This window comes from Nonomuraea sp. NPDC049269 (genome assembly GCF_043197155.1).
GTDB lineage: Bacteria > Actinomycetota > Actinomycetes > Streptosporangiales > Streptosporangiaceae > Nonomuraea.
This window is the reverse complement of record NZ_JBICSO010000002.1, coordinates 1,430,928-1,450,857: the sequence shown is the minus strand read 5'-3', so window position 1 is coordinate 1,450,857 and position 19,930 is coordinate 1,430,928. Positions and strand designations below refer to the sequence as shown.

The following is a 19,930-nucleotide window of genomic DNA, read 5'->3' as shown; positions in this document are numbered from 1 at the left end:
TCCCCTTTGAGATCCGTCGGGAGCAAGCGTTGCACAACCTGGCAGGTCAGGCTACCAGTGCACATTTATGCTCTGTTCTGATATAAAAAAAGCAGAAACAATCAATCCCGGGGAGGCAAGTGGTGACCACCCACACCGAGGCCGAGATCGGCTCCCAGCCCGAGTGCTGGCGTCGCGCCGTCGACAACGTGCCCGCCGACGCGCTGCCCCGCCCCGGAGAGCGGGTCGCCGTGGTCGGCTGCGGGACGTCGTGGTTCATCGCGATGGCCTACGCCACGCTGCGGGAGCAGGCGGGGCAGGGCGAGACCGACGCGTTCGCCGCCTCCGAGGCCCCGGCCGGACGCGCGTACGACCGCGTGCTGGCCCTGACGCGCTCCGGCACCACGACGGAGGTGCTAGAGCTCCTGCGCAGAACCGGCGCCAGGACCACGGCCATCACCGCCGACCCCACCACGCCGGTCATGACGGCCGCCGACGACGTCATCGTGCTCGACTACGCGGACGAGCAGTCGGTCGTGCAGACCCGGTTCGCCACCACCCAGCTCGCCATGCTCCGCGCCAGCCTCGGCGAGGACCTCACCCAGGCGATCGACGACGCCGAGCAGGCCGTGTCGGCCTCGCTCCCCGACGAGCTCGTCGCCGCCGAGCAGTTCAGCTTCCTAGGCACCGGCTGGTCGGTGGGCCTGGCCCAGGAGGCCGCGCTGAAGATGCGCGAGGCGTCACGCTCGTGGACCGAGGCGTACCCGGCGATGGAATACCGTCACGGCCCGATCAGCATCGCCGGCCCCGGTCGCGTCACCTGGATGCTCGGCACCGCCCCCGAGGGCCTGCGCGAGCAGGTCGTGGAGACCGGCGGCACGTTCTTCCAGACCGGTCTCGACCCGATGGCCGAGCTGATCAGGGCGCAGCGGGTGGCGGTCGCCAGGGCGTTCGCCCGTGGCCTCGACCCGGACGAGCCCTTGCACCTCACTCGATCTGTGATTCTTTCTTCATGAGCCTTACTCTTGCCGACGCCCGCATCGTGACCGCCGAGGGAGTTCACGACGGGTGGTTGACCATCGAAGACGGCCGCATCACGCATGTCGGGCACGGAGCCGCGCCCCGCGCGGGCCACAGCCTGGGCGGTCGGCACGTGGTGCCCGGCTTCGTCGACATACACAACCATGGCGGAGCCGGCGGCTCGTTCCCGACCGGCGAGCATGACAGCGCGCGTGAGGCGGTGGCGCTGCACGAACGCCACGGCACCACGACGATGGTGGCCAGCCTTGTGACCGGTGCGCTGGACGACCTGGCCCGCGCCACGTCGTCGCTGGCCGAGCTCTGCGACGACGGTCTGCTGGCCGGCATCCACTTCGAAGGCCCGTACATCTCCCGGGCCCGTTGCGGTGCCCACAATCCCGGGCTGCTGCGCGATCCGTCGCCGCAGGAGTTCGCCGGGCTGCTCGCGGCCGGCCGCGGGCACGTACGGATGCTGACCATCGCCCCGGAGCTGCCCGGCGCCCTCGACACGATCCGCGCGGCCGCCGCCGAGGGCGTGATCGCCGCGCTCGGCCACAGCGACGCCACCTACGAGCAGACGCTGGCGGGCATCGAGGCCGGCGCGACCGTGGCCACGCACCTCTACAACGCTCTGCCGCCGCTCGGCCACCGCACCCCGGGCCCCGTCGCCGCGCTGCTGGAGGACGAGCGGATCACGATCGAGCTCATCAACGACGGCGTGCACGTGCACCCGGCCATGCTGCGGCTGGCCTACGAGGTGGCCGGGCCCGCGAGGACCGCGCTGATCACGGACGCGATGGCCGCCGCCGGCATGGGCGACGGCACGTACGTGCTGGGCTCCATGGACGTGATCGTCACCGACGGGGTCGCCCGGCTGGCCGAGGGCGGCTCGATCGCGGGCAGCACGCTCACCATGGACGTGGCCTTCCGCCGCACTGTCCAGGAGGTGGGCCTGACGCTGCCCGAGGCGGTCCAGCTCACCTCCCTGACGCCCGCCCGCGTGCTGGGCGTCGCCGACACCACCGGCTCGATCGCCGTGGGCAAGGCGGCCGATCTGGTGGTCCTGTCCGACGAGTTGGAGGTCGCGGGCGTGATGAAGCGCGGGGCCTGGATCGTGGAGCCCTGATGATCCTCACCGTGACGCTCAACGCCGCCCTCGACGTCACCTACCAGGTGCCCTGCGTCGACTGGGACGGGGTCAACCGGGTCGCCACCGTACACCGGCGGGCCGGCGGCAAGGGCGTCAACGTGGCCCGCGTCCTGGCCGCGCTCGGCCAGGACGTGCTGGTCACCGGCCTCGCGGGCGGCCCGACCGGCCAGGCCATCGAGGCCGACCTCCAGCGGGCCGGACTGCCGCACGCCTTCGTGGGGATCGCGGCCGACTCGCGCACCACGCTGGTCGTCGCGGACCCCGGCCGGACCGAGCCGGGCGTCGCGAACTCCCCGCGAACAGCTTCCCCGCGAACAGCGCTGTTCAACGAGCCGGGGCCTGAGGTCACGGCGGCCGAGTTCGGGCGCATGACCGGCCGTTTCACCGACCTGATGGCCACGGCGGAGGCCGTCGTCATCTCCGGCAGCCTGCCCAGGGGCGTGCCGCTCGACGCGTACGCGACGCTGGCCGCCATCGCCGCCGAGCACGGCGTGCCCGCCATCGTGGACGCCGACGGCGAACCGCTGCGGCACGCCCCCGGTGGCCGCCCCTCGATCGTCAAGCCGAACGCCCAGGAGCTCGCGCGGGCCGTGCCGGAAGGCGGTCCCGAGGAGGGCGCGCAGGCGTTGCGCGGTCGCGGGGCCGAGTCGGTGGTCGTGTCGATGGGCGCCGAAGGGCTGCTGGCCGTCACGCCCGAGGGGATCTTCCGGGCGCGCATGCCGTACAAGGTGGAAGGCAACCCGACCGGCGCCGGTGACTCGCTGGTCGCGGGGCTGGCGCTGGGGCTCGTGGAGCGGTCCCCGTGGCCCGAGCGGCTCACCAGGGCGGCGGCGCTGGGCGCCGCGGCGGTCGCGGCGCCCGTGGCGGGCGACTTCGACCGCGACGTCTACGCCGACATCCACCCACGCATCGTCATCGTCTGAGGAATCGTCCAAGGAGTCGTCATGCCCCTCGCCCGAATCGGCGACATCGTCCGCGAATCACCCGCGGGGGTGGGCGCGTTCAATGTGATCCAGCTGGAGCACGCCACCGCCATCGTCGCGGGCGCCGAGGCCCTGGGCCTGCCGGTGGTCCTGCAGATCAGCGAGAACTGCGTCCGCTACCACGGCGCCCTGGAACCCATCGCGCTCGCCTGCCTGGCGGTCGCCAGGGGCGCCGCGGTGCCGGTGGCGGTGCATCTCGACCACGCCACCGGCCGCGCTCTGGTCGAGGAGGCGGTGGAGCTGGGGGTCGGCTCGGTGATGTTCGACGCGTCGGCGCTGCCCGACGAGGAGAACGTGGCCGCCACCGCCGACGTGGCCGCCTGGTGCCACGAACGCGGTGTGTGGGTGGAGGCCGAGCTGGGCGAGGTGGGCGGCAAGGACGGCGTGCACGCGCCCGGCGCGCGGACCAAGCCGCACGAGGCGGTGGAGTATGTGGCGCGCACCGGCGTCGACGCGCTGGCCGTCGCCGTGGGCACCTCGCACGCCATGACCACCAAGGACGCCGTGCTCGACCTGGACCTCATCACCGAGCTGCGCGCCGTCGTACCGGTCCCGCTGGTGCTGCACGGCTCGTCGGGGGTGCCCGACGACATCCTGCGCGAGGCCGTACGGCACGGCATGAAGAAGATCAACATCGCTACGCACCTGAACAAGGCGTTCACCGGCGCGGTACGCGACTACCTCGCCGGGGACGCGAAGGTGGTCGACTCGCGCAAGTACCTGCGGGCGGGCCGCGACGCGGTGGCCCGCGAGGTGACCCACCTGCTGGGCGTCCTCACGGGCTGAGCTGTTTGCGCATGGCCACGGCCGACCGGCCGTCGAGCTCCTTGTGCCCGGTGACGACGTAGCCGAGCGACTCGTACAGGGCGATGTTCCTGGCCATTTTGACGTTGGTGTAGAGGCGCAGGGCGGGCAGGCCGAGCCGCCGCGCCTCCTGCTCGGCATAGGCCATCAGGCTCCGGCCGATGCCCTTGCCGTGCAGGCCGGGGCGTACCGCCACGTTGTCGATGTAGAGCACGCCGTCCTCGGGGATCAGCACGATGAGCCCGTCGAAGTCATCGCCGGTCACGTGCACCCGGCCCTCGGCGATGAGCGCGGCGTAGTCGGCCTCCATGGGGAGGGGCCGCGTGCCGATGACCGCCACCCATGGCTGGTAGGCCGCCTGTACCAGCTCCTCGACCGCGCCCCTGTCCGTCTCTTTCGCAAGCCTCATGCGTTCCATGGTCGCAGCCTTGACACCACTCTAGTTGTAGTACTACGGTGAAATCACTTCGAGCTAAGTACTACATCTGGAGTGCATATGCGAAAGCTCACCTACTACGTGGGGATTTCCATCGACGGCTACATCGCCGGCCCGAACGGCGACTTCGACTTCTATCCCGTGTCCGACGAGCTGGCCGCGTACTGGAACGAGGAGGTCCCCGAAACCGTCCCCACCCACATCCGGAAGCAGCTCGGCTTCGACGCCCCCAACAGGCGCTTCGACACTGTGCTCATGGGCCGGGGCACCTACCAGCCGGGCCTCGACGTCGGCATGACCAGCCCGTATGCGCACCTGCGGCAGTACGTCGTCTCCACCACGATCCCGGAGATCCCCGACCCGGCCGTGGAGCTCGTCTCCAGCGATCCCCTCGCGCTGGTCCGCCACCTGAAGAAAGAGGAGGGCGGCCTCGACATCTGGCTGTGCGGCGGCGGCAAGCTGGCGGGCACACTGCTGCCGGAGATCGACGAGCTGATCATCAAGGCCTATCCGGTGGTGGCGGGGTCGGGCATCGCCGCCTTCGACGGCGAGTTCCGCCCGACCCTGTTCAACCTGACCGCGACGCGCACGTTCGGCAACGGCACGGTCCTCATGACGTACGAGCGCTAGGAGTTGATCGCGCTCAGCAACTCCTCGCGGTAATCGTCCATGGCCTGGGGGTTTCCGTAGTCCCGGGAGTGGACGATCAGGCCGTCCCGCACCTGGACGACCATGATGTAGGACATGACGATGGGCCGCCCCGAGGCGACGAGCGAGCCGTGGAGGTCGTACTCCACGATGACCACCTCGGGGTCAGCGGTCTCGTGGACCAGCGCGTTGTCCGTCCGCTCCCAGCGCAGCACACCGGCGGCGGCCTCGAACCTGGCCCGCAGCTCCTCCCGCCCCTGCGAGCGCCGGGGGATGCCGGCCGGGGCGAACGGTATCTCGATCACGACGTCGGGGGCGTACAGGTCGGCCAGCCCGCCGTCCACGGAGGCCCGCAGGAACTGTTCGACGACCTCGCGGGCGGTCGGTTGTGTAGGTACGGTCATGCGAACTCCCAGGTTCGGTAGAATCGGAACGTCCAACCCGCTTAGACGCTACGGAACGAGCGTTCCGGTTGTCAATCCGGGCACCGAACCAGGCACATGGGAGGCCGCATGACGATCGCCGCACGCGCGGACGCCCGGCACAACCGCGCCCGCGTGCTGGAGGCCGCCCAGGAGGCGTTCGCGGCGGAGGGCCTGTCCGTGCCGCTCGACGTGATCGCCCGGCGCGCGGGCGTCGGCGCGGGCACCGTCTACCGGCACTTCCCCAGCAAGGAGGCCCTGTTCGAGGCGGTGGTCCACGACCGGATCGAACGTCTGGCCGACGAACTCACCGCCCTGCTGGCCACCACCGAAGCGGCGACCGGAGCGGCGTTCTTCACCGCTTTCACCTCGACCGTCGAACAGGCCGGATTCAACAAGGCGCTCTGCGAGTCCTTCGTCTCCACCCCCAAGGCCGAGGTGGCGCCGCAGGCACGGCGACGCTACGGAATCGCCCTCGCCGCCCTGCTCGACCAGGCCCACCATGCCGGCGCCGTACGGCCGGATGTCCAGATAACAGATGTCATGGCACTTATGGCGGGATGTGTCGCGATGGAGGCCAACAGCGCCACCCCCGGCAGGGCCACCACCCTCGTCCTGGACGGCCTCCGCGCCGGACATTCACCGCTGCCCACCGTAACGAAACCTGTCACGAAACCCGGCCACCGTAACGAAACCCGCGAGGAGCTGCCCGATTCCACGGCTCGCGGCGAGGAGCAGCCCGGTCCCACCGCCCGCTGTGAGGAGTGCGGCGCCGCCATCCCCACCTCCCGCACCGGCCGCCCAGCCCGCTTCTGCGGAGGCGCCTGCAGGCAGAAGGCCCACCGCCGCCGAGCCACCGGCTGATCACCAGGCCAGAGGCTTGCCGTCACGGAAGAACCCCCCGGTCGGCCCGCCATCAGGCAGATCCACCGCCCACAGCACGCTACGGGCCCCCTCGCCGACCGGCCGCCCGCCGGGCCCGCCCATGTCGGTCGCCACCCACCCGGGACAGACGGCGTTCACCAGGATCCGATCACCGCGCAGCTCCGCGGCCAGCATCTTGGTCAGCGCGTTGAGCGCGGTCTTCGACACGGTGTACGCCGGAGTGCCACCGCCCATGACGGCCAGCGACCCGGCCTCGCTGGAGACGTTCACCACCCGGCCATGGCCACCGGCCCGCAACAACGGCAGTAACGCCAACGTCACCCGCCAGGCCCCCAGCAAATTCGTCTCCAGCGCCTCACGCACGACGTCGAGATCGGCGTTCTCGGCCCGCTGCCAGGTGTCGTAGTGGATGGCGGCATTGTTGACCAGCACATCCAGCCTGTCGTAAGCCAGCCCCTCGACCAACCGGCGCACCGACTCCGGATCACCGACATCCAGTTGCCGCGGCACCACGGTCCCCCGCAGCCCGCGCGCCGCCTTCTCGGCGTTTCCCAGATCCCTGGCGGTCAGGACGACGGTGTCGCCCGCCCGCGCGAGCCGGCGGGCGACCTCCAGCCCAATGCCCCGATTGGCCCCGGTGACCAGGCAAACTCGATTCACGCCTCGGAGCTTATCCACGCCCCGTGATCACCGTGGGCGGGTGAAGAAGTCGGTGACCGAGTCAGGAATCTGGAGTCCCGACCGGGGAGAAGCTCGCTGTCCACAGGTCTTCGGCGGAGGTTCGGATCGAGGTCGAGGTCAGTACGCCGCGGCCTCGGTAGGCGCGCATGATGCGCACGTGTGCGGCCAGCCGTACGAACCCCCGCAAGGCGGCCTCATCCCGCCAGACCGACACTGACCCGCATCGGCGGTCCTTCACGTCGGTCCACAACCACAGCCCGATCGCCCCGTCCAACTCCGGCCACAGCCGGGCCAGCCGCCAGCCGGCGAAGGCCGCGCGCGGCAGGTCGGTCCGATGGTTCACCCGGAAGTCGGTACGGCTGACCAGCACCGGATCGTCGCCACGCGGCTCCGGACCGGCGATCCAACGGGATCTCAACTGGCCACCGGCTCTCTGAGCAGGAGCCCCGCCGCCTGGCGGATCTCGGGACTGAACGGGGTCGGGCGGAAGGTCGCCGGATCGAGGTTGACGTTCACGCGGTGCCCTTCGGCGTGCACCACGGACTCATCGGGCGACAGCACGCGGAAGCCGTACACCCCGCTCGTACGGCCCAGCCGCTCCATCCAGAAGTGCACGACGGGCTCGCACGCACCCACGATCGGCGTGTGATAGGTGATCTTGAATTCCCGTACGGCCATGAACACGTCCTGGAACGCCGACAACGCCGGGTCGAAGTTCCAGCCCAGCTCGGTCCAGTAGACGGAGATGGCGCGTTCGACCAGCAGGGCGTAGCGGGAGTTGTGCAGCAGGCCCATGGCGTCGAGGTCGTCGAAGTGCACCTGGACGGGCAAGCGGCAGCCTTGCGCAAGGGTCAACGGTCAGTCCTCCGGGAGCAGCGAGGGGTCGGTGGCGTGCGCGCGCAGCCGTTGCAGGACCGCGCGGCGGGCGTAGGTGAAGGCGGTGTCGTGGTCCAGCAGCCGGGCATGGGTGACGGCCGCCTCACCGAGCGCCTCGATCTCGTACGCGAGCTGCGCGGGGTCGACACCGGTCAGCTCGCCCAGCTCGATCGCCTTTTCCGCCTGGGTACGGAGCACGGCGAGCCAGTCGGCCATGGCCTTGGCCACCTGGGCCTGGACCGGCCCCGGCCGGTCGTCGAACTCGACCTGGGCGACGAAGAAGAAGCACCCACCGGGCAGCACCCCGTCGGCGTAGAACCGCAGCCGGCTCTGGTGCAGGGCGTACAGCCGCCGCACGCCCGCAGGGTGCTGAAAGGCCGGGGTGACCACGTGTTCGACCCACTGGCGGCGGGCCCAGTCGATGGTGTCGAGCTGGAGTTGCTCCTTGTCACGCCAGTGAGCGAAAAATCCGGACTTACTGACACCTGCTGCCTCAGCCAGCCGCCCGAGACTCAGCCCGCCGAGCCCGTCAATCGAGGCCAGGGACACGGCGTGCGTCAGGATCGCCTCCCGGCTGCGCTGCCCGCGAGCCTTCCTTCCATCTTCCACAGCCATGACTCTAGCAGAAATAAGACCGACCGGTCGTTAATGTCACACGCGGTGTGCCTGGACCGGAGCCACATCCGCTCCGGCCCAGGCACACGGTTGAGGGGTGCTGGATTGATCGGTCAGGTCGGCTTGTGGATCGGCTTGCCCATCTGCTTGTCGGCCGGCAGCGGCTCCACCTGGTCGGCGGGCGGGGCCGTGACCGTCACCGAGGCGCCGAAGTCGTTGAAGTCCATGACGTTCCGGTGACCGGTGTCGCCGAAGACGAACTCCAGCCGCCGGACCCGTCCCTGGTCATCCACGTCCACGGATCCGGTGAGGTCCTCGGCGTCGCCCAGCGAGAACGCGAACCGCCGGCCCGTCCAGCCCTGACCGGCGGCGGAGCCGCTCTCACGGATGTCAGTGGCCGAACGAAGCCGCTGCAGAGCCGCCTGGGGGTCCAGCGGAGCGAGCTTGACCAGGCCGACGGCCGCCGGCGCCTTCTTCAACTCCTCGTCGACGCGCGGAGAGACCATCCATTTCGCCTCGCCCGGCTCCCGGCTGTACATCAGATCGCCGACGAACCGGGTCTCGGCCCCGTCCCCAACCCTCGTGATCACGCCCACCCGCTGGACGGGGTCGAAGGCGCCATCGAAGGTCTTGGCGCCGCTGACGCAGTGCAGACGGTAGCTCTCCTGGCCGGTGTTCTCGACGGCGGCGGCCACCTGGGCCTGCGCCGAAGACTGGCTCGAAGGCAGTATCAGCACGAACGCGCCCAGCACAACCGCGGCGGCCAGCGAGGCGATCGGGACCAGAACCCGGGCCAGCCCGCGCTTCGGCGGCGTCGGCATGAGGTCGATGCCCGCGGGCCGGTCCTCGGTGGCTTTGACGAGCAGGGAGCGGAGTTCTTTCTCGTTCATGGACGGCTCCTCGTGTTGGTGTCTCACCGGATCCCACTCCCCTCCGCCTCGTTTCGGTTGACCACCGTGCCGGGCGAGATCAGTCGCCGCATCGCCTGCAGACCGCGATGCGTATGGGTTTTGACCGTCCCCGCCGAGCAGCCCATCAGATCGGCGACCTCCGATTCGGGCAGGTCCGCGAAGAACCGCAGCACCAAAGCGGTCCGCTGTCTGACCGGCAGCTTCGCCAGCGCCTTCCGAACGTCCTCCGCCACCGCCCGGGCCTCCCCCAGGTCCGCGGGACCTGGCAGATCGGGCAGTTCGGCGCGGGGGATCTCACGACGCCACCGGGCCCGCCACCATGATCGATAGGTGTTGACCAGGATGCGGCGCAGGTACGCGTCGGGCTCACTACGGGTGTCCAGCCGATGCCACACGCGGTACAACTTGCCGAGGCAGGACTGCACCAGATCCTCAGCCGTGTGCCAATCCCCGGTGAGCAGGACCGCCGTTCTCAGATGGTGGTCTCCCCGGTGCCGGACGAAGTCCACGAAATCCGCGTCCACCCGGTCTCCTCTCGTCGGTGAAAGCCACCCCTGACACTCCCTGAGCCCCACCCCAGGTTGACGAGAAAGACCTGGAATGTCCCGCCACGCTCTCTCGCAGGCCGGCGTTAGAGTCCGATCATGCCGATCGCAGAGCAGTACCGGCGCTTCGCGTCCATGGAGGCCCATGGCAGATCGCCGTTGTACGAGCAGCTCGCCCTCGGAGTGGCAGCTGACCGCGACCTGATCGAGTTGTTGTCCGACCTTCCCCCGGACAGGCGGCAGCCCAACCTGCTCCTCGCCGCCGCCCGGCACGTCAGCGGAACACCGGCCGACTACCAGCAGTTCCGGCAGTCCGTCCTCGACAACCGCGACGCGGTCGTCGCGACGATGCTCACCCACCGCACCCAGACCAACGAACCGGCTCGGTGCGCCGCGCTGTATCCCCTGCTGGCCGCGCTTCCCCAGCCGCTGGCCCTGCTGGAGGTCGGCGCCTCAGCCGGCCTGTGCCTGCTACCCGATCGCTACGGCTACGACTACGACGGAAGCCTGGCCGGGGCGGTGGACAGCCCGTTGAGGCTGCGCTGCCACGTCGAGGGCGACCCGCAGCCGCGATTCGACGAGCCGGGGACGGTGACCGTCGCCTGGCGGGCCGGCATCGACCTCAATCCTCTCGACGTCACCGATCCGGCCGACATCCGGTGGCTGCGGACCCTGGTCTGGCCCGAACAACATGACCGGCTGGAGCGCCTGAACACCGCGATCGCCCTGGCACAAGCCGATCCGCCCCGCATCGTGCCCGGAGACCTCAACGCGCGCCTCGGCGAGGTGGCCGCTCAGGCACCCTCGTACGCCACACTCGTCGTCTTCCACACCGCGGTGCTCTACTACCTGCCAGACGCCGACCGCACCACTTTCGTACGGCAGGTCGAACAGCTCGACGCCCATTGGATCTCCCAAGAAGGGCCGGGCGTCCTGCCGAGCATCGCCGCCCGCCTCCCCCAGCAGCCACCGGCGCACACCTCCACCAACGTCCTCGCGCTCGATCAACAGCCGGTCGCGTTCAGCGCAATGCACGGAGGCTGGCTCCGTTGGCTGACCAGGTAGGCGCAAGGTCCGAGGCCACAGACCGTACTCGTAATTGGCCGCAGAAAGCGACGCTCTTCACATGCTGTGATAACTCCCGCAATTGCCAAACACGGGGGTTAACCAATGCAGAAGAACGTCCGCTTACGCCTGACAGTCCTGGGGACCGCCTGTGCGCTGCTGCCCTTTCTGGGCGCGGGGGCAGCCACAGCGCAGACCGCCATCGACGACCCGGGCCGTACGGTGCGGGCCATCGACGACCCGGGCGGCAAGACGCCGACCAGGGACGAGAGCGGCCCACGCGGGGCGGTGCCCAGCGGGTTCGCCGACTGGAAGGCGCTGTTTTCGGAGCAGACTCGGCTGAACGGGGTGGCCGACCGCATCACCGAGTCGGCCGAGAGCGCCGAAGGATTCGGGGGAATCGTCGTCGCTCCGGAGAACCACGAGGTACGCCTGTACTGGCGGGGCACGGTGCCGCCTGCCGTACAGACCACGATCGACCAGGGACGGCAGACGGCTCCGGTAGCCGTACTGCCGGCCGCCTACACCAACGCGCAGCTCCTGCAGGAGGCCGAGCGGTGGGCCGAGGCCGGCCAGGCGAGCGGCGCGGTGCCGCAGCCGGACGGCAGCGGCATCCGGCTCTCGGTCTCCGGGGAGGACACCGACCCGCAGCAGCTGCAGCGGCCCAGCGGCACGACCGCGCCCATCACACTGGAAAGGGGAGAGGAATTCAGTCCCACCTGGAGCAGGCAGGACGACGTGCCCAGCTACTACGCGGGTGGCCGGACCTGGAACCAGCAGTCGGGGGCGGGCTGTAGCTCGGGCTTCGCTGTTCGTGACAAGTACGGCACGCCCGGGTTCCTCACCGCCGCTCACTGCGGCAACGTCTGGGACCAGTTCTACGACGGCGGCGGCGTCGGCAACCCGGCGAACTACATGGGCGAGTTGTCCTGGCGCGTCGCCAAACGTGACGCCGCGATCGTGCTCGGCGACGCGACGGCCAACGTCTTCGACGGCAGCAACACCGCCTCCACCAGCAACAAGGTGGTGGCGCTGTGGAAGGCGTACGTCGGCAACTTCGTCTGCAACTCCGGGGCCACCCTGGGTGAGAACTGCCTCATCAAGGTGACCGAAACCGGCTGGAGCGGCACGTACACCAACGGCCAGTACGTCAAGCACATGGTCCGCGCCAAAAGCGTCGTAGGCGGCTGCGCCACCGCGGCGGGTGACAGCGGCGGCCCGGTCTATTCGTACACCAACTGGTTCGACGAGGTCGCGGCCCAGGGCATCACCTCGGCCCGCAGCAAGAAGGTGTACTGCGGCGGCGCCGACGGCGGCTCTGTGATCATCTTCTCCCGCGTCTGGGACGTGGACCTGGAGTTCGGCGCCAAGCTACAGGTCTGGTGACCGTCTGCGCGGCCGCGGCTGGGTTCGTGGATCGCGAGGCAAGCTGAAGTACCGAAACCGCCCACCCCAACCATGCGTGTTGGGGTGGGCGTCGTACTCGTCAGTCGAGGAGCAGTTCGACGGGCATGTTGCCGCGGGTGGCGTTGGAGTAGGGGCACACCTGGTGGGTGGCGTCCAGGAGGGTTCGTGCCTGCTCCGCGGTGAGGGTGTCGGGCAGTTTCACGCGCAGGACGGCGTCCAGCTCGTAGCCGCCCTTGCCGTTGGGTGACAGGCCGACCTCCGCGGTGACCGAGGCATCGGACACGTCGAGGTCCTGACTGCCCGCCACGAGTTTCATGGACGTGGCGAAACAGGCGGCGTACCCGGCGGCGAAGAGTTGCTCGGGGTTGGTGCCGGCGCCGTCGCCGCCCAGCTCTTTCTGCAGGGCGAGCTGGACGTCCAGCCGGCCGTCTGAGGAGACCGCCCGGCCGTCGCGGCCTTCCGAGGTGGCGGTGGCAGTGTAGATGCGCATGCGATTTCCCTTCATGGTTGTGGAGTTCTCGTGCCCAGGGCCGACAGCAGTGTGATGGCCAGGGACACGGCGACGACTGTCCAGAGTCCGGCCCGGTAGCCGCCCACCATCGCGCCGCCATTGGCGACCAGCATGGTGGCGGTGACGGCGGTGATCAGGCTGGTACCGAGTTGGGCGCTGGCGTTGAACAGGCCCGACGCCAGGCCCTGCTCCTGCTGTCCCGCGCCCGCCACGGCGGCGATGTTGAGCGCCGAGTAGGCGGCGGGGAACCCGAGCCCGCCCAGCACCTGCTGGATGAGCAGGACCGCCAGCGGTTCGGCTCGGCCGATCAGCACGGCCCAGACCGCGTAGCCGGCGGCGAGCAGGAACAGCCCGGCGGTGGCGACCGGCCAGGCGCCGAACCTGGTCACCGCCGCCGCCCAGTATCTGGCGGTGGTGCCGGTGAGCAGGCCGCCGAGCAGGAAGGACAGCGCCGTCTGTAGCGGTGACCAGCCCAGCGTGCCCTCGTAATAGAGCGTCAGAACGAACTGGAAGGCCACGTAGGCGCCGAACATGAGCATGCCGACGTTCGCCCGCACCAGTCCTGCCCTGGCGAAGATCGATAACGGTATGAGCGGCGCCGGATGCCCGCGTTCCACGACGAGGAGCAGGGCAAGCAGGAGGGCGGACCCGCCGAGCGCTGCCAGGGTGAGCGGATGGCTCCAGCCGACGATGGAGGCCTGGCTGACTCCGTACACGAGAGTGATCGCGGCGCCCGCGACCAGCATCGCGCCGAGGACGTCCAGGCGCCCGGTCCGGGTTCTTCTCGTACGGTCCCGCGGCACCACGGCGGCGGCCACGAGCGCGACGACGACGCCGACCGCCGCGGGCAGCAGGAAGACCAGGCGCCAGTCGAGTTGCGCCAGCGCCCCGCCGAACACCAGGCCCAGCGAGAAACCGGAGGAGGAGATGGCGAGGAAGGTCCCCAGCGCGCGGTTGCGGGCCCGTTCCTCGCGGAAGGTGTCCAGCAACAACGCCATGGCCACCGGGGCGGTGAAGCCGGCGCTGACGCCCTTGAGCAGGCGGGCGATCACGAGAATCAGGCCCTCGCTGGTCAGACCGCCGACGAGGCTGGCGACGACGAACACCACCAGCCAGCCGAGCAACAACCTCCTGCGATCGAACAGATCGGCCAGCCGCCCGCCTAACAGCAGGAATCCACCGAAGCCCAGCGCGTAGCCGCTCACCACCCACTGCAACGCCTCGGGCGACATACCCAGGTCACGCTGTAGGAGCGGCAGCGCGGGCCCGATGCTGGCGATGTCCATCGCGTCCAGGAACTGTACGGCGGACATCACCGCGAGCAGCAGACCGGCATTCCCGCTCCGGGTGCCGGCCGCAGTCTCGGTCATACAAGAACACACCCCCTCATTCATAACGGACCGATCGGTCCGGACCGATCGGTCCAATCTTGGGGGTAGCGCGCTACGCTGTCAACGAAGATCCTTGAACTCCTCGCGAAGGGACCCGAAGGTGACGCGCACACCGGTTCCCGGCACCCGCCGGCGCATCCTCCAGACGGCCGCCCGTCTGTTCCGCGAGCAGGGCGCGCGGGCCGTGGGCATGCAGCAGGTCGTCGAGGAGACGGGGCTCGGCAAGAGCGCTCTCTACCGCGAGTTCACCAGTAAGGACGAGCTGGTGAGGGCGTGGGTGGGCGAGCTGCACGACCACGCCTGGGCACAGATCGGCAGTGCGATCGCCCGGCACGAGGGCGACCCCGCCCGCCAGCTCCTGGCCATCGTGGAGCAGGCCCAGGAGGGCACCCAGGGCTCCGACGCCCACGGCTGCACCTTCTACAACACCTCGGCGGAGTTCCGCGACCCCGGCCACCCCGGCCGCCGGGAGGCCGTCGCCCACCTCGAAGGGCTACGCGAGTTGCTGTGCACCCTCGCGTCCGCGGCCCGCGCCACCGATCCCAAAGCCCTGGCCGACATGCTGATGCTCATCATCTCCGGCCTCTACGCCAACGCGGCCACGCTCGGCCCCTCCGGCCCCGCCGCCCGATCCGTCGCCGCCGCACGCATCCTCATCGACCAGCACGTCCCCACCCCTGAGGGTAGGTAGGTCGTACGGGAACTCGGCGGACACGCCGTCGCCGCGCACGGCGACCCGCCCCTTGACCGAAGGGCGCGGTACTCCGCCCGCGGCGGGCCGATCACGAACCATCCGGCTCCCGCCCGATGAACTACCTCCTGCGCATGCCTCACAGTCAGCGCCACACCACAGGCGCCTGTGGGCCAGATGGGACGCCGTTGCCACATCGGCGCGTCGCGCACGGCGACAGCGACGGCCCCGTCTATTCCTAGACCAACTGGTTCAACGAGGTCGGGCTGCCTCCAGATCCCAGCGGAGCAGGGCGGTCACGACGGCGCCAGCGGGCCAGCGCCGTCGTGACCGTCAACAACCGGATCGAAGCCGCACGCGGCGGCGATTCGCGGTTGCACAGGCTGCCATGCGGATGGTCACTTCACGTTGCGCCGGGCATACCAGGCGGCCTCGTACCGGTCGATCGCCGCACCAAGCTTGGCCAGCTTCTCGGTGAAGGCGACCGGGTAGATGCCGGGCTCGGTGGCCGGCCGGTTGGCGTCGACGTACTGGGTGCCGAGGTTGGTGATGGCCACGACGACGTAGTGGCGGCCCGCCTTGCCCGGCAGGGACCTGACGATCCCCGCGTCAGCTCCCGAGTTGCCGACCCATCCGGTCTTGTGCCCGAACGTGACCTGCGCCTGCTTGTTGCAGGGCCGGATGTCCTGGCCGAACTTGAGGCCCTCGACCGTCACCGTGCCGTCGGCGGCCACCCACCGCGAGTTCACCCGCTGCGGGATGCCCGCGGCCGGGTAGGTGCTGCCGCACCGGTTGGTGGTGGAGAGCATGTCGTTGAAGCCCTGCTCGTCGAGGAGCTTCTTGAAGACCTGGCGGGACGTGGCGCTCAGCACTTCGCCGGTGACGGGCTTGCCGTTGGGGGCGGTCCACGCCGTGCCAGGTACGCCGTTGACCAGCGCGAGCAGCTTGGCCGTGTCCAGCGAGCTCATCGTGACCGGGTTGGACCAGCGGCCGCCGTTGGCCGGGTTGGTGTTCTTCAGCTGCATGGTCTCCAGGCCCAGGTCCTGGAAGGTCTGGTTGAGCTCGTCCACCGCACCGCGGTCGTGTAGCAGCTTCACCAGCGCACAGGTCCCGGCGTTGGAGGAGGAGGTGATCGAGGCGTCCATGTAGGCGCCGATGGTGTTGCTCGTCGGCCCGCCGCACAGGGAACTGAGCGTGGTGGGCTGGTAGGCGTAGGTGTCGTCAAGCTTGATCTCGCCCTTGTCCACCAGGCGCAGCACCCCGAAGGTGACCATCAGCTTCAGGACGGAGGCCGGATAGGGGAGCATGAAGTCGATGGGCGCGTTCTCCCGGCCCGGCACGATGTCGATGGTGCCCTTGCCCTGGTTGGCGTACCATCCCGCGTCGTCCCACTGCCGATATCGCACCTGGTCGGTGTGGAAGTTCTGGTCCACCGGCACGGCGATCCCGTTCGGATACTGCGGGCTCATCAGGACCGTGCCGGACGACACCGGCCGGCCCCGCCGGTCCAGTTCCAGTACGGTCACGTCGAGTTGCGGCTGCTGGACGATGGGCTTGGGGTCGACTGCGGCGGCGAACAGCCGGGCGTAGTCGGCGGCCGTCTGCGCGTCCTTGTCGACCACGCCGGCCAGCGTCCGAGCCTGCGGGGATGCCGGCGGCGCCAGGTCGAGGACCTGCTCGAAGCGCAGCTCGTTCATGGCGTCCTGCAGGAAGGCGGCCACCTCACCGGTATCGGCGGCCTGGGCGGACGGTACCGCGGCGCATAACAGCACCGAGGCGGCGGACAGCGCGGCCACAGCACGACGACTCGTTCTGGTTCGGAAGATGGGCAAGATTCGTGATCCTCTTCGGTAGATGTTCACATTCCAGGGATTCAGGCCCGTCGGCCGACCTGGGCATCGTCCATAGAGGACCCTCGACGACCAGCTGATCCGCAGGTGACGGTGATCTCACCTCAGCGCGCATGACGATTACACCCCTTCATCGAGGCCCCCTTCGATGCAGGTTCGTGACCTTAACACAGTCTGGATCTTGGTTTCTGGCGGTTCGACCCTTTCGCCGCTCAGGCAGGGCGTGGGAAACCTGGATACCCCAGCCGTACATACCTGATGGAATGTAGCGGCGGTGTGATCTTTCCTTAGGTGGAGGCGATGGTGCGGCGGAAGGTGGAGCTGGCCGGCCGGTACCGGCTGGAGGAGCCGCTGGGCCGGGGCGGGATGGGTGAGGTGTGGCGGGGGGTCGATCTGCGGCTCCGGCGTCCGGTCGCCGTCAAGATCCTTCCGTTGACCATCGCGGCGGAACCGACCGGGGTGGCCAGATTCCGGCGAGAGGCCGAGGTCGCCGCGACGTTGAATCATCCAGGTATCACCACGGTCTTCGACATCGACGAACACCGGCATGAGAACGAGCTCTGGCTGTTCTTGGTGATGGAGCTGATGGTCGGCCGCGACCTGCTCCACCTACTCGCCGCCAGTCCCAAGGGCCTGCCGATCGAGCAGGTGACGGAGTTGGCCGTGCAGATCACCGATGCGCTCGCCGCCGCCCACCGCCGTGGCGTGGTGCACCGTGACATCAAACCGGCCAACCTGTTCCTGCTGGAGGAGGGCCGGGTGAAGATCTGCGACTTCGGGATCGCCCGCCTCGCCGACGCCACGAAGATCACCGCCACCGGCTCTTCCGCGGGGACCCCGCTGTACATGGCGCCCGAGCAGATCCAAGGCGGGCAGGTGGACCACCGCACCGACCTGTACGCCTTCGGCTGCGTCCTGTACGAACTGCTCACCGGGACCACCTGGATCGAGTCCGGCTCCAATGTCGGCGCGATCCTCTACCAGCTTGTGGCATTCAGCCCGGACGGCAGAACCCTCGCCACCGGCAGTTGGGACAACACTGCCCGGCTGTGGAAGATCAAGTGACCACTCCCCCATCGGCTCTCCAGGTGCACTCGGAGGTCGCGCTCGGCCGCCTGGTCATAGACGCGCCCGCGCAGGCAGAAGCGCCGACTTTGGTGGACATCTCTTCCCACACAACGCGCCGCCCCAGAGCACCGACGCGCACGCCCCATTCGACCGCGGCCATCTCGACTATCCGCAGGCCCCTCCCTCCGCAGTCATCAGTGCCCGCCTTACGTATCCGCGGGACGGTCGCCGCCCCCTCGTCGATCACCTCGATGTAGGCCGTCTCGGCATCAACAGCGGCGATCTTCACCGCGACCAGGCCCCCCGGTCGGCCCGACGCGGTGTGCGCCACGGCGTTGGTGACCAGTTCGCTGGCCACCAACCGCACGTCGGCCACGTCCGCATGACCTGCGGTCGTCAGAATGTCCGCCACGCACCGACGAGCCAGCGGCACCGCAAGCTTCACTCCCGGCAACACGATCTCGCCCAGAAACAACCCGCTCATTGCCCGCCTCTCCAGATCCGTCCGATCGCGCCAATCCGCTGGTCCCACCCATTACTCGCGCCAGGCTTGATCTCGGATGGGTCGCATCCGGTCCTCGGTCGAACACCGCGCCACCTTGCCTGGCGGGCAGGGCGCATCCTTGGCGATAGACCCGATCCGAGCTTCTTGCCGGCTCCGGTGGTCGCGGCACGGAGCTTTCGACGAGTTCTGCCACTGCGGTCGTCACAGACCGTAGGGGTACGGAATCCTTGACCCGATGGTGCCCGTACAACAAGGAGCATGTAAAGCGTTCTCTCGGAACAGTTCCAGAAGTTATTGTTCCGAGCCGCTGGCATTTCCCGATATATGAGGTGGAATCGTGGCAAGCAGACTGTCTTCCCCAACGGTCCGCCGGAGGCGGCTCGGTGCCGAGCTCAAGGTGTTGCGAATCGCCGCCGGCCTGAATCGCGACCAGGCCGCAGACCATCTCGGGGTAGCGCCAAGCACTATCACAAAGGTGGAAAACGCAACTTCAGTCGCGCGCCCTGCCGACGTGGCCATGCTTCTCGACCTCTATGGCGTCGATGAAGAACGCAAGGAATTCCTCATTACGCTGGCCCGCGAGGCGCGTCAGCGCGGCTGGTGGCAGGATCACAAGAAGGCGATCCGGCCGTGGTTCGAGACCTTCGTCGGGCTGGAGTCCGCCGCGATCGAGTTGAGACCGTACGACTCCGAGCTGATCCCCGGCCTTCTGCAGACGGCCGACTACTACAAGGCCCACCTCAGTACGACGCCCATTCACTTGAGCGCCGAAGAGACAGAGCAGAAGGTAGCTTTCCGTCTCGCCCGCCAAGAGCAGTTGGCCGCGCCGGACGGACTGCGGCTGTGGTCGATCACCAATGAGGCATGCATCCGACGCATGGTGGGCGGCACCACCACGATGAAGGCCCAGTTGAGGCACCTGATCGCGGCCACTGAACGCCCCAACATCACCCTGCAGATCCTGCCGTTCTCCGCCGGTTCCCATCCTGCCATGGACGGAAGCTTCGTGATCATCGAGTTCCCCGAGCGAACTTCTCCCGATGTGGTCTATCTGGAGAGCCAGACAGATGCCCGTTATCTAGAGGAAGCCGACGTCGTTGATCGATATAACGTAGTTTTTAACCACCTTCGAGCTAAGGCGCTGGACCCCAGCGAGAGTCTGCGACTGCTCGTCCAGGCGGAAAAGGATCTCTGATGCATACATCAAACGAAGGAGCAGGCATGGAGATCGACCTGTCAAAGGTACGCTGGCGCAAGCCGAAGCGAAGCAATGCCGATGGAAACTGCTTTGAGGCAGGACTTATCCACGTTCCCGCCAGCGCGGGCTTGCACAAACACGGCCATCTGGTCGTTATTCGCGACAGCAAGGACCCCGACGGCCCGAAGCTGTACTTCGACAAGGCTGAGTTCGCCGCCCTTGTGCTCGGCATGCAGGACGGCGAATACACCGATCTGATCACTGTCTGATCGAACGCGTCAACATCGAC

24 protein-coding genes are annotated in these 19,930 nt (G+C 68.8%); 12 read left to right on the top strand and 12 right to left on the bottom strand.

Annotated features, from left to right (window positions below):
- Positions 1-122: 122 nt before the first annotated feature.
- Genes ACGFNP_RS17020 through ACGFNP_RS17005 form a run of 4 tightly spaced genes read left to right on the top strand, consistent with a single transcriptional unit; the run spans position 123 to position 3,918 of the window.
- Positions 123-995 carry an SIS domain-containing protein gene (locus ACGFNP_RS17020; RefSeq protein WP_358330396.1) on the top strand — a complete coding sequence of 291 codons (873 nt, stop codon included), beginning with the start codon at positions 123-125 and terminating at the stop codon, positions 993-995.
- Complete coding sequence (gene nagA, locus ACGFNP_RS17015) at positions 992-2,125, top strand: N-acetylglucosamine-6-phosphate deacetylase (protein ID WP_358330399.1); 1,134 nt, start codon at positions 992-994, stop codon at positions 2,123-2,125. The genes ACGFNP_RS17020 and nagA overlap by 4 nt, the downstream gene beginning before the upstream one ends.
- On the top strand, positions 2,125-3,072 hold the full coding sequence (locus ACGFNP_RS17010) for a 1-phosphofructokinase family hexose kinase (RefSeq protein ID WP_393319373.1): 948 nt from the start codon (positions 2,125-2,127) through the stop codon (positions 3,070-3,072). Before nagA ends, ACGFNP_RS17010 begins: the two co-directional genes overlap by 1 nt.
- 21 nt (positions 3,073-3,093) lie before the next feature.
- Positions 3,094-3,918, top strand: coding sequence for a class II fructose-bisphosphate aldolase (locus ACGFNP_RS17005; protein ID WP_358330405.1), 825 nt, complete (start codon positions 3,094-3,096; stop codon positions 3,916-3,918).
- On the opposite strand, the gene ACGFNP_RS17000 is transcribed toward ACGFNP_RS17005, so the two are convergent.
- Positions 3,908-4,345: a GNAT family N-acetyltransferase gene (locus tag ACGFNP_RS17000; protein ID WP_358330407.1), complete on the bottom strand. Its 438-nt coding sequence runs from the start codon at positions 4,343-4,345 to the stop codon at positions 3,908-3,910. The genes ACGFNP_RS17005 and ACGFNP_RS17000 overlap by 11 nt on opposite strands.
- Before the next feature lie 87 nt (positions 4,346-4,432).
- Between ACGFNP_RS17000 and ACGFNP_RS16995 the strand changes: the two genes are divergently transcribed.
- Positions 4,433-5,002 carry a dihydrofolate reductase family protein gene (locus ACGFNP_RS16995; RefSeq protein ID WP_393319369.1) on the top strand — a complete coding sequence of 190 codons (570 nt, stop codon included), beginning with the start codon at positions 4,433-4,435 and terminating at the stop codon, positions 5,000-5,002.
- Here the strand turns inward: ACGFNP_RS16995 and ACGFNP_RS16990 are convergent.
- Entirely contained in the window at positions 4,999-5,424 is a 426-nt protein-coding gene (locus ACGFNP_RS16990; RefSeq protein ID WP_393319366.1) for a nuclear transport factor 2 family protein, read from the bottom strand. The two genes, ACGFNP_RS16995 and ACGFNP_RS16990, sit on opposite strands and share 4 nt — an antisense overlap.
- A 108-nt stretch (positions 5,425-5,532) precedes the next feature.
- Between ACGFNP_RS16990 and ACGFNP_RS16985 the strand changes: the two genes are divergently transcribed.
- Positions 5,533-6,306: a TetR/AcrR family transcriptional regulator gene (locus ACGFNP_RS16985; RefSeq protein WP_393319363.1), complete on the top strand. Its 774-nt coding sequence runs from the start codon at positions 5,533-5,535 to the stop codon at positions 6,304-6,306.
- On the opposite strand, the gene ACGFNP_RS16980 is transcribed toward ACGFNP_RS16985, so the two are convergent.
- The 6 genes from ACGFNP_RS16980 to ACGFNP_RS16955 form a co-directional block, all read right to left on the bottom strand.
- On the bottom strand, positions 6,307-6,987 hold the full coding sequence (locus tag ACGFNP_RS16980) for an SDR family oxidoreductase (protein ID WP_358330419.1): 681 nt from the start codon (positions 6,985-6,987) through the stop codon (positions 6,307-6,309).
- Positions 6,988-7,048: 61 nt separating this feature from the next.
- The gene (locus ACGFNP_RS16975) at positions 7,049-7,426 is read right to left on the bottom strand and encodes a hypothetical protein (protein ID WP_358330422.1); all 378 of its coding nucleotides are present in this window, start codon (positions 7,424-7,426) and stop codon (positions 7,049-7,051) included.
- Positions 7,423-7,863: a thioesterase family protein gene (locus ACGFNP_RS16970; protein WP_358330425.1), complete on the bottom strand. Its 441-nt coding sequence runs from the start codon at positions 7,861-7,863 to the stop codon at positions 7,423-7,425. Before ACGFNP_RS16970 ends, ACGFNP_RS16975 begins: the two co-directional genes overlap by 4 nt.
- 3 nt (positions 7,864-7,866) lie before the next feature.
- Positions 7,867-8,499 (bottom strand): TetR/AcrR family transcriptional regulator, encoded by a 633-nt coding sequence (locus ACGFNP_RS16965; RefSeq protein WP_393319358.1) that lies wholly within the window; start codon positions 8,497-8,499, stop codon positions 7,867-7,869.
- A 113-nt stretch (positions 8,500-8,612) separates the two neighbouring features.
- The gene (locus ACGFNP_RS16960; protein ID WP_358330431.1) at positions 8,613-9,389 is read right to left on the bottom strand and encodes a hypothetical protein; all 777 of its coding nucleotides are present in this window, start codon (positions 9,387-9,389) and stop codon (positions 8,613-8,615) included.
- A 23-nt stretch (positions 9,390-9,412) separates the two neighbouring features.
- Positions 9,413-9,934 (bottom strand): SigE family RNA polymerase sigma factor, encoded by a 522-nt coding sequence (locus ACGFNP_RS16955; RefSeq protein ID WP_358330433.1) that lies wholly within the window; start codon positions 9,932-9,934, stop codon positions 9,413-9,415.
- A 120-nt stretch (positions 9,935-10,054) separates the two neighbouring features.
- Between ACGFNP_RS16955 and ACGFNP_RS16950 the strand changes: the two genes are divergently transcribed.
- A complete protein-coding gene (locus tag ACGFNP_RS16950) occupies positions 10,055-11,020 on the top strand; it encodes a DUF2332 domain-containing protein (RefSeq protein ID WP_393319354.1) in 966 nt (321 codons plus the stop codon).
- A gap of 105 nt (positions 11,021-11,125) precedes the next feature.
- Positions 11,126-12,406: a S1 family peptidase gene (locus tag ACGFNP_RS16945; protein ID WP_393319351.1), complete on the top strand. Its 1,281-nt coding sequence runs from the start codon at positions 11,126-11,128 to the stop codon at positions 12,404-12,406.
- Between the two features lie 100 nt (positions 12,407-12,506).
- Here the strand turns inward: ACGFNP_RS16945 and ACGFNP_RS16940 are convergent, their stop codons facing one another.
- Positions 12,507-12,917 (bottom strand): organic hydroperoxide resistance protein, encoded by a 411-nt coding sequence (locus ACGFNP_RS16940; RefSeq protein WP_358330442.1) that lies wholly within the window; start codon positions 12,915-12,917, stop codon positions 12,507-12,509.
- Between the two features lie 11 nt (positions 12,918-12,928).
- Complete coding sequence (locus ACGFNP_RS16935; RefSeq protein WP_393319348.1) at positions 12,929-14,308, bottom strand: MFS transporter; 1,380 nt, start codon at positions 14,306-14,308, stop codon at positions 12,929-12,931.
- 121 nt (positions 14,309-14,429) lie between these two features.
- Between ACGFNP_RS16935 and ACGFNP_RS16930 the strand changes: the two genes are divergently transcribed.
- Positions 14,430-15,020 (top strand): TetR/AcrR family transcriptional regulator, encoded by a 591-nt coding sequence (locus tag ACGFNP_RS16930; protein WP_358330448.1) that lies wholly within the window; start codon positions 14,430-14,432, stop codon positions 15,018-15,020.
- 398 nt (positions 15,021-15,418) lie between these two features.
- On the opposite strand, the gene ACGFNP_RS16925 is transcribed toward ACGFNP_RS16930, so the two are convergent.
- Entirely contained in the window at positions 15,419-16,852 is a 1,434-nt protein-coding gene (locus ACGFNP_RS16925; protein WP_393319344.1) for a serine hydrolase, read from the bottom strand.
- Between the two features lie 318 nt (positions 16,853-17,170).
- On the opposite strand from ACGFNP_RS16925, the gene ACGFNP_RS16920 reads away from it, so the two are divergent.
- Positions 17,171-17,935 (top strand): protein kinase, encoded by a 765-nt coding sequence (locus ACGFNP_RS16920; RefSeq protein WP_393319341.1) that lies wholly within the window; start codon positions 17,171-17,173, stop codon positions 17,933-17,935.
- Here the strand turns inward: ACGFNP_RS16920 and ACGFNP_RS16915 are convergent.
- Complete coding sequence (locus tag ACGFNP_RS16915; protein ID WP_393319338.1) at positions 17,928-18,422, bottom strand: ATP-binding protein; 495 nt, start codon at positions 18,420-18,422, stop codon at positions 17,928-17,930. The two genes, ACGFNP_RS16920 and ACGFNP_RS16915, sit on opposite strands and share 8 nt — an antisense overlap.
- 358 nt (positions 18,423-18,780) lie before the next feature.
- Here ACGFNP_RS16915 and ACGFNP_RS16910 point away from each other — a divergent pair, with 358 nt between their 5' ends.
- A complete protein-coding gene (locus ACGFNP_RS16910; RefSeq protein ID WP_393319335.1) occupies positions 18,781-19,638 on the top strand; it encodes a helix-turn-helix domain-containing protein in 858 nt (285 codons plus the stop codon).
- A 26-nt stretch (positions 19,639-19,664) separates the two neighbouring features.
- Complete coding sequence (locus ACGFNP_RS16905; RefSeq protein WP_393319332.1) at positions 19,665-19,910, top strand: DUF397 domain-containing protein; 246 nt, start codon at positions 19,665-19,667, stop codon at positions 19,908-19,910.
- Positions 19,911-19,930 lie beyond the last annotated feature (20 nt).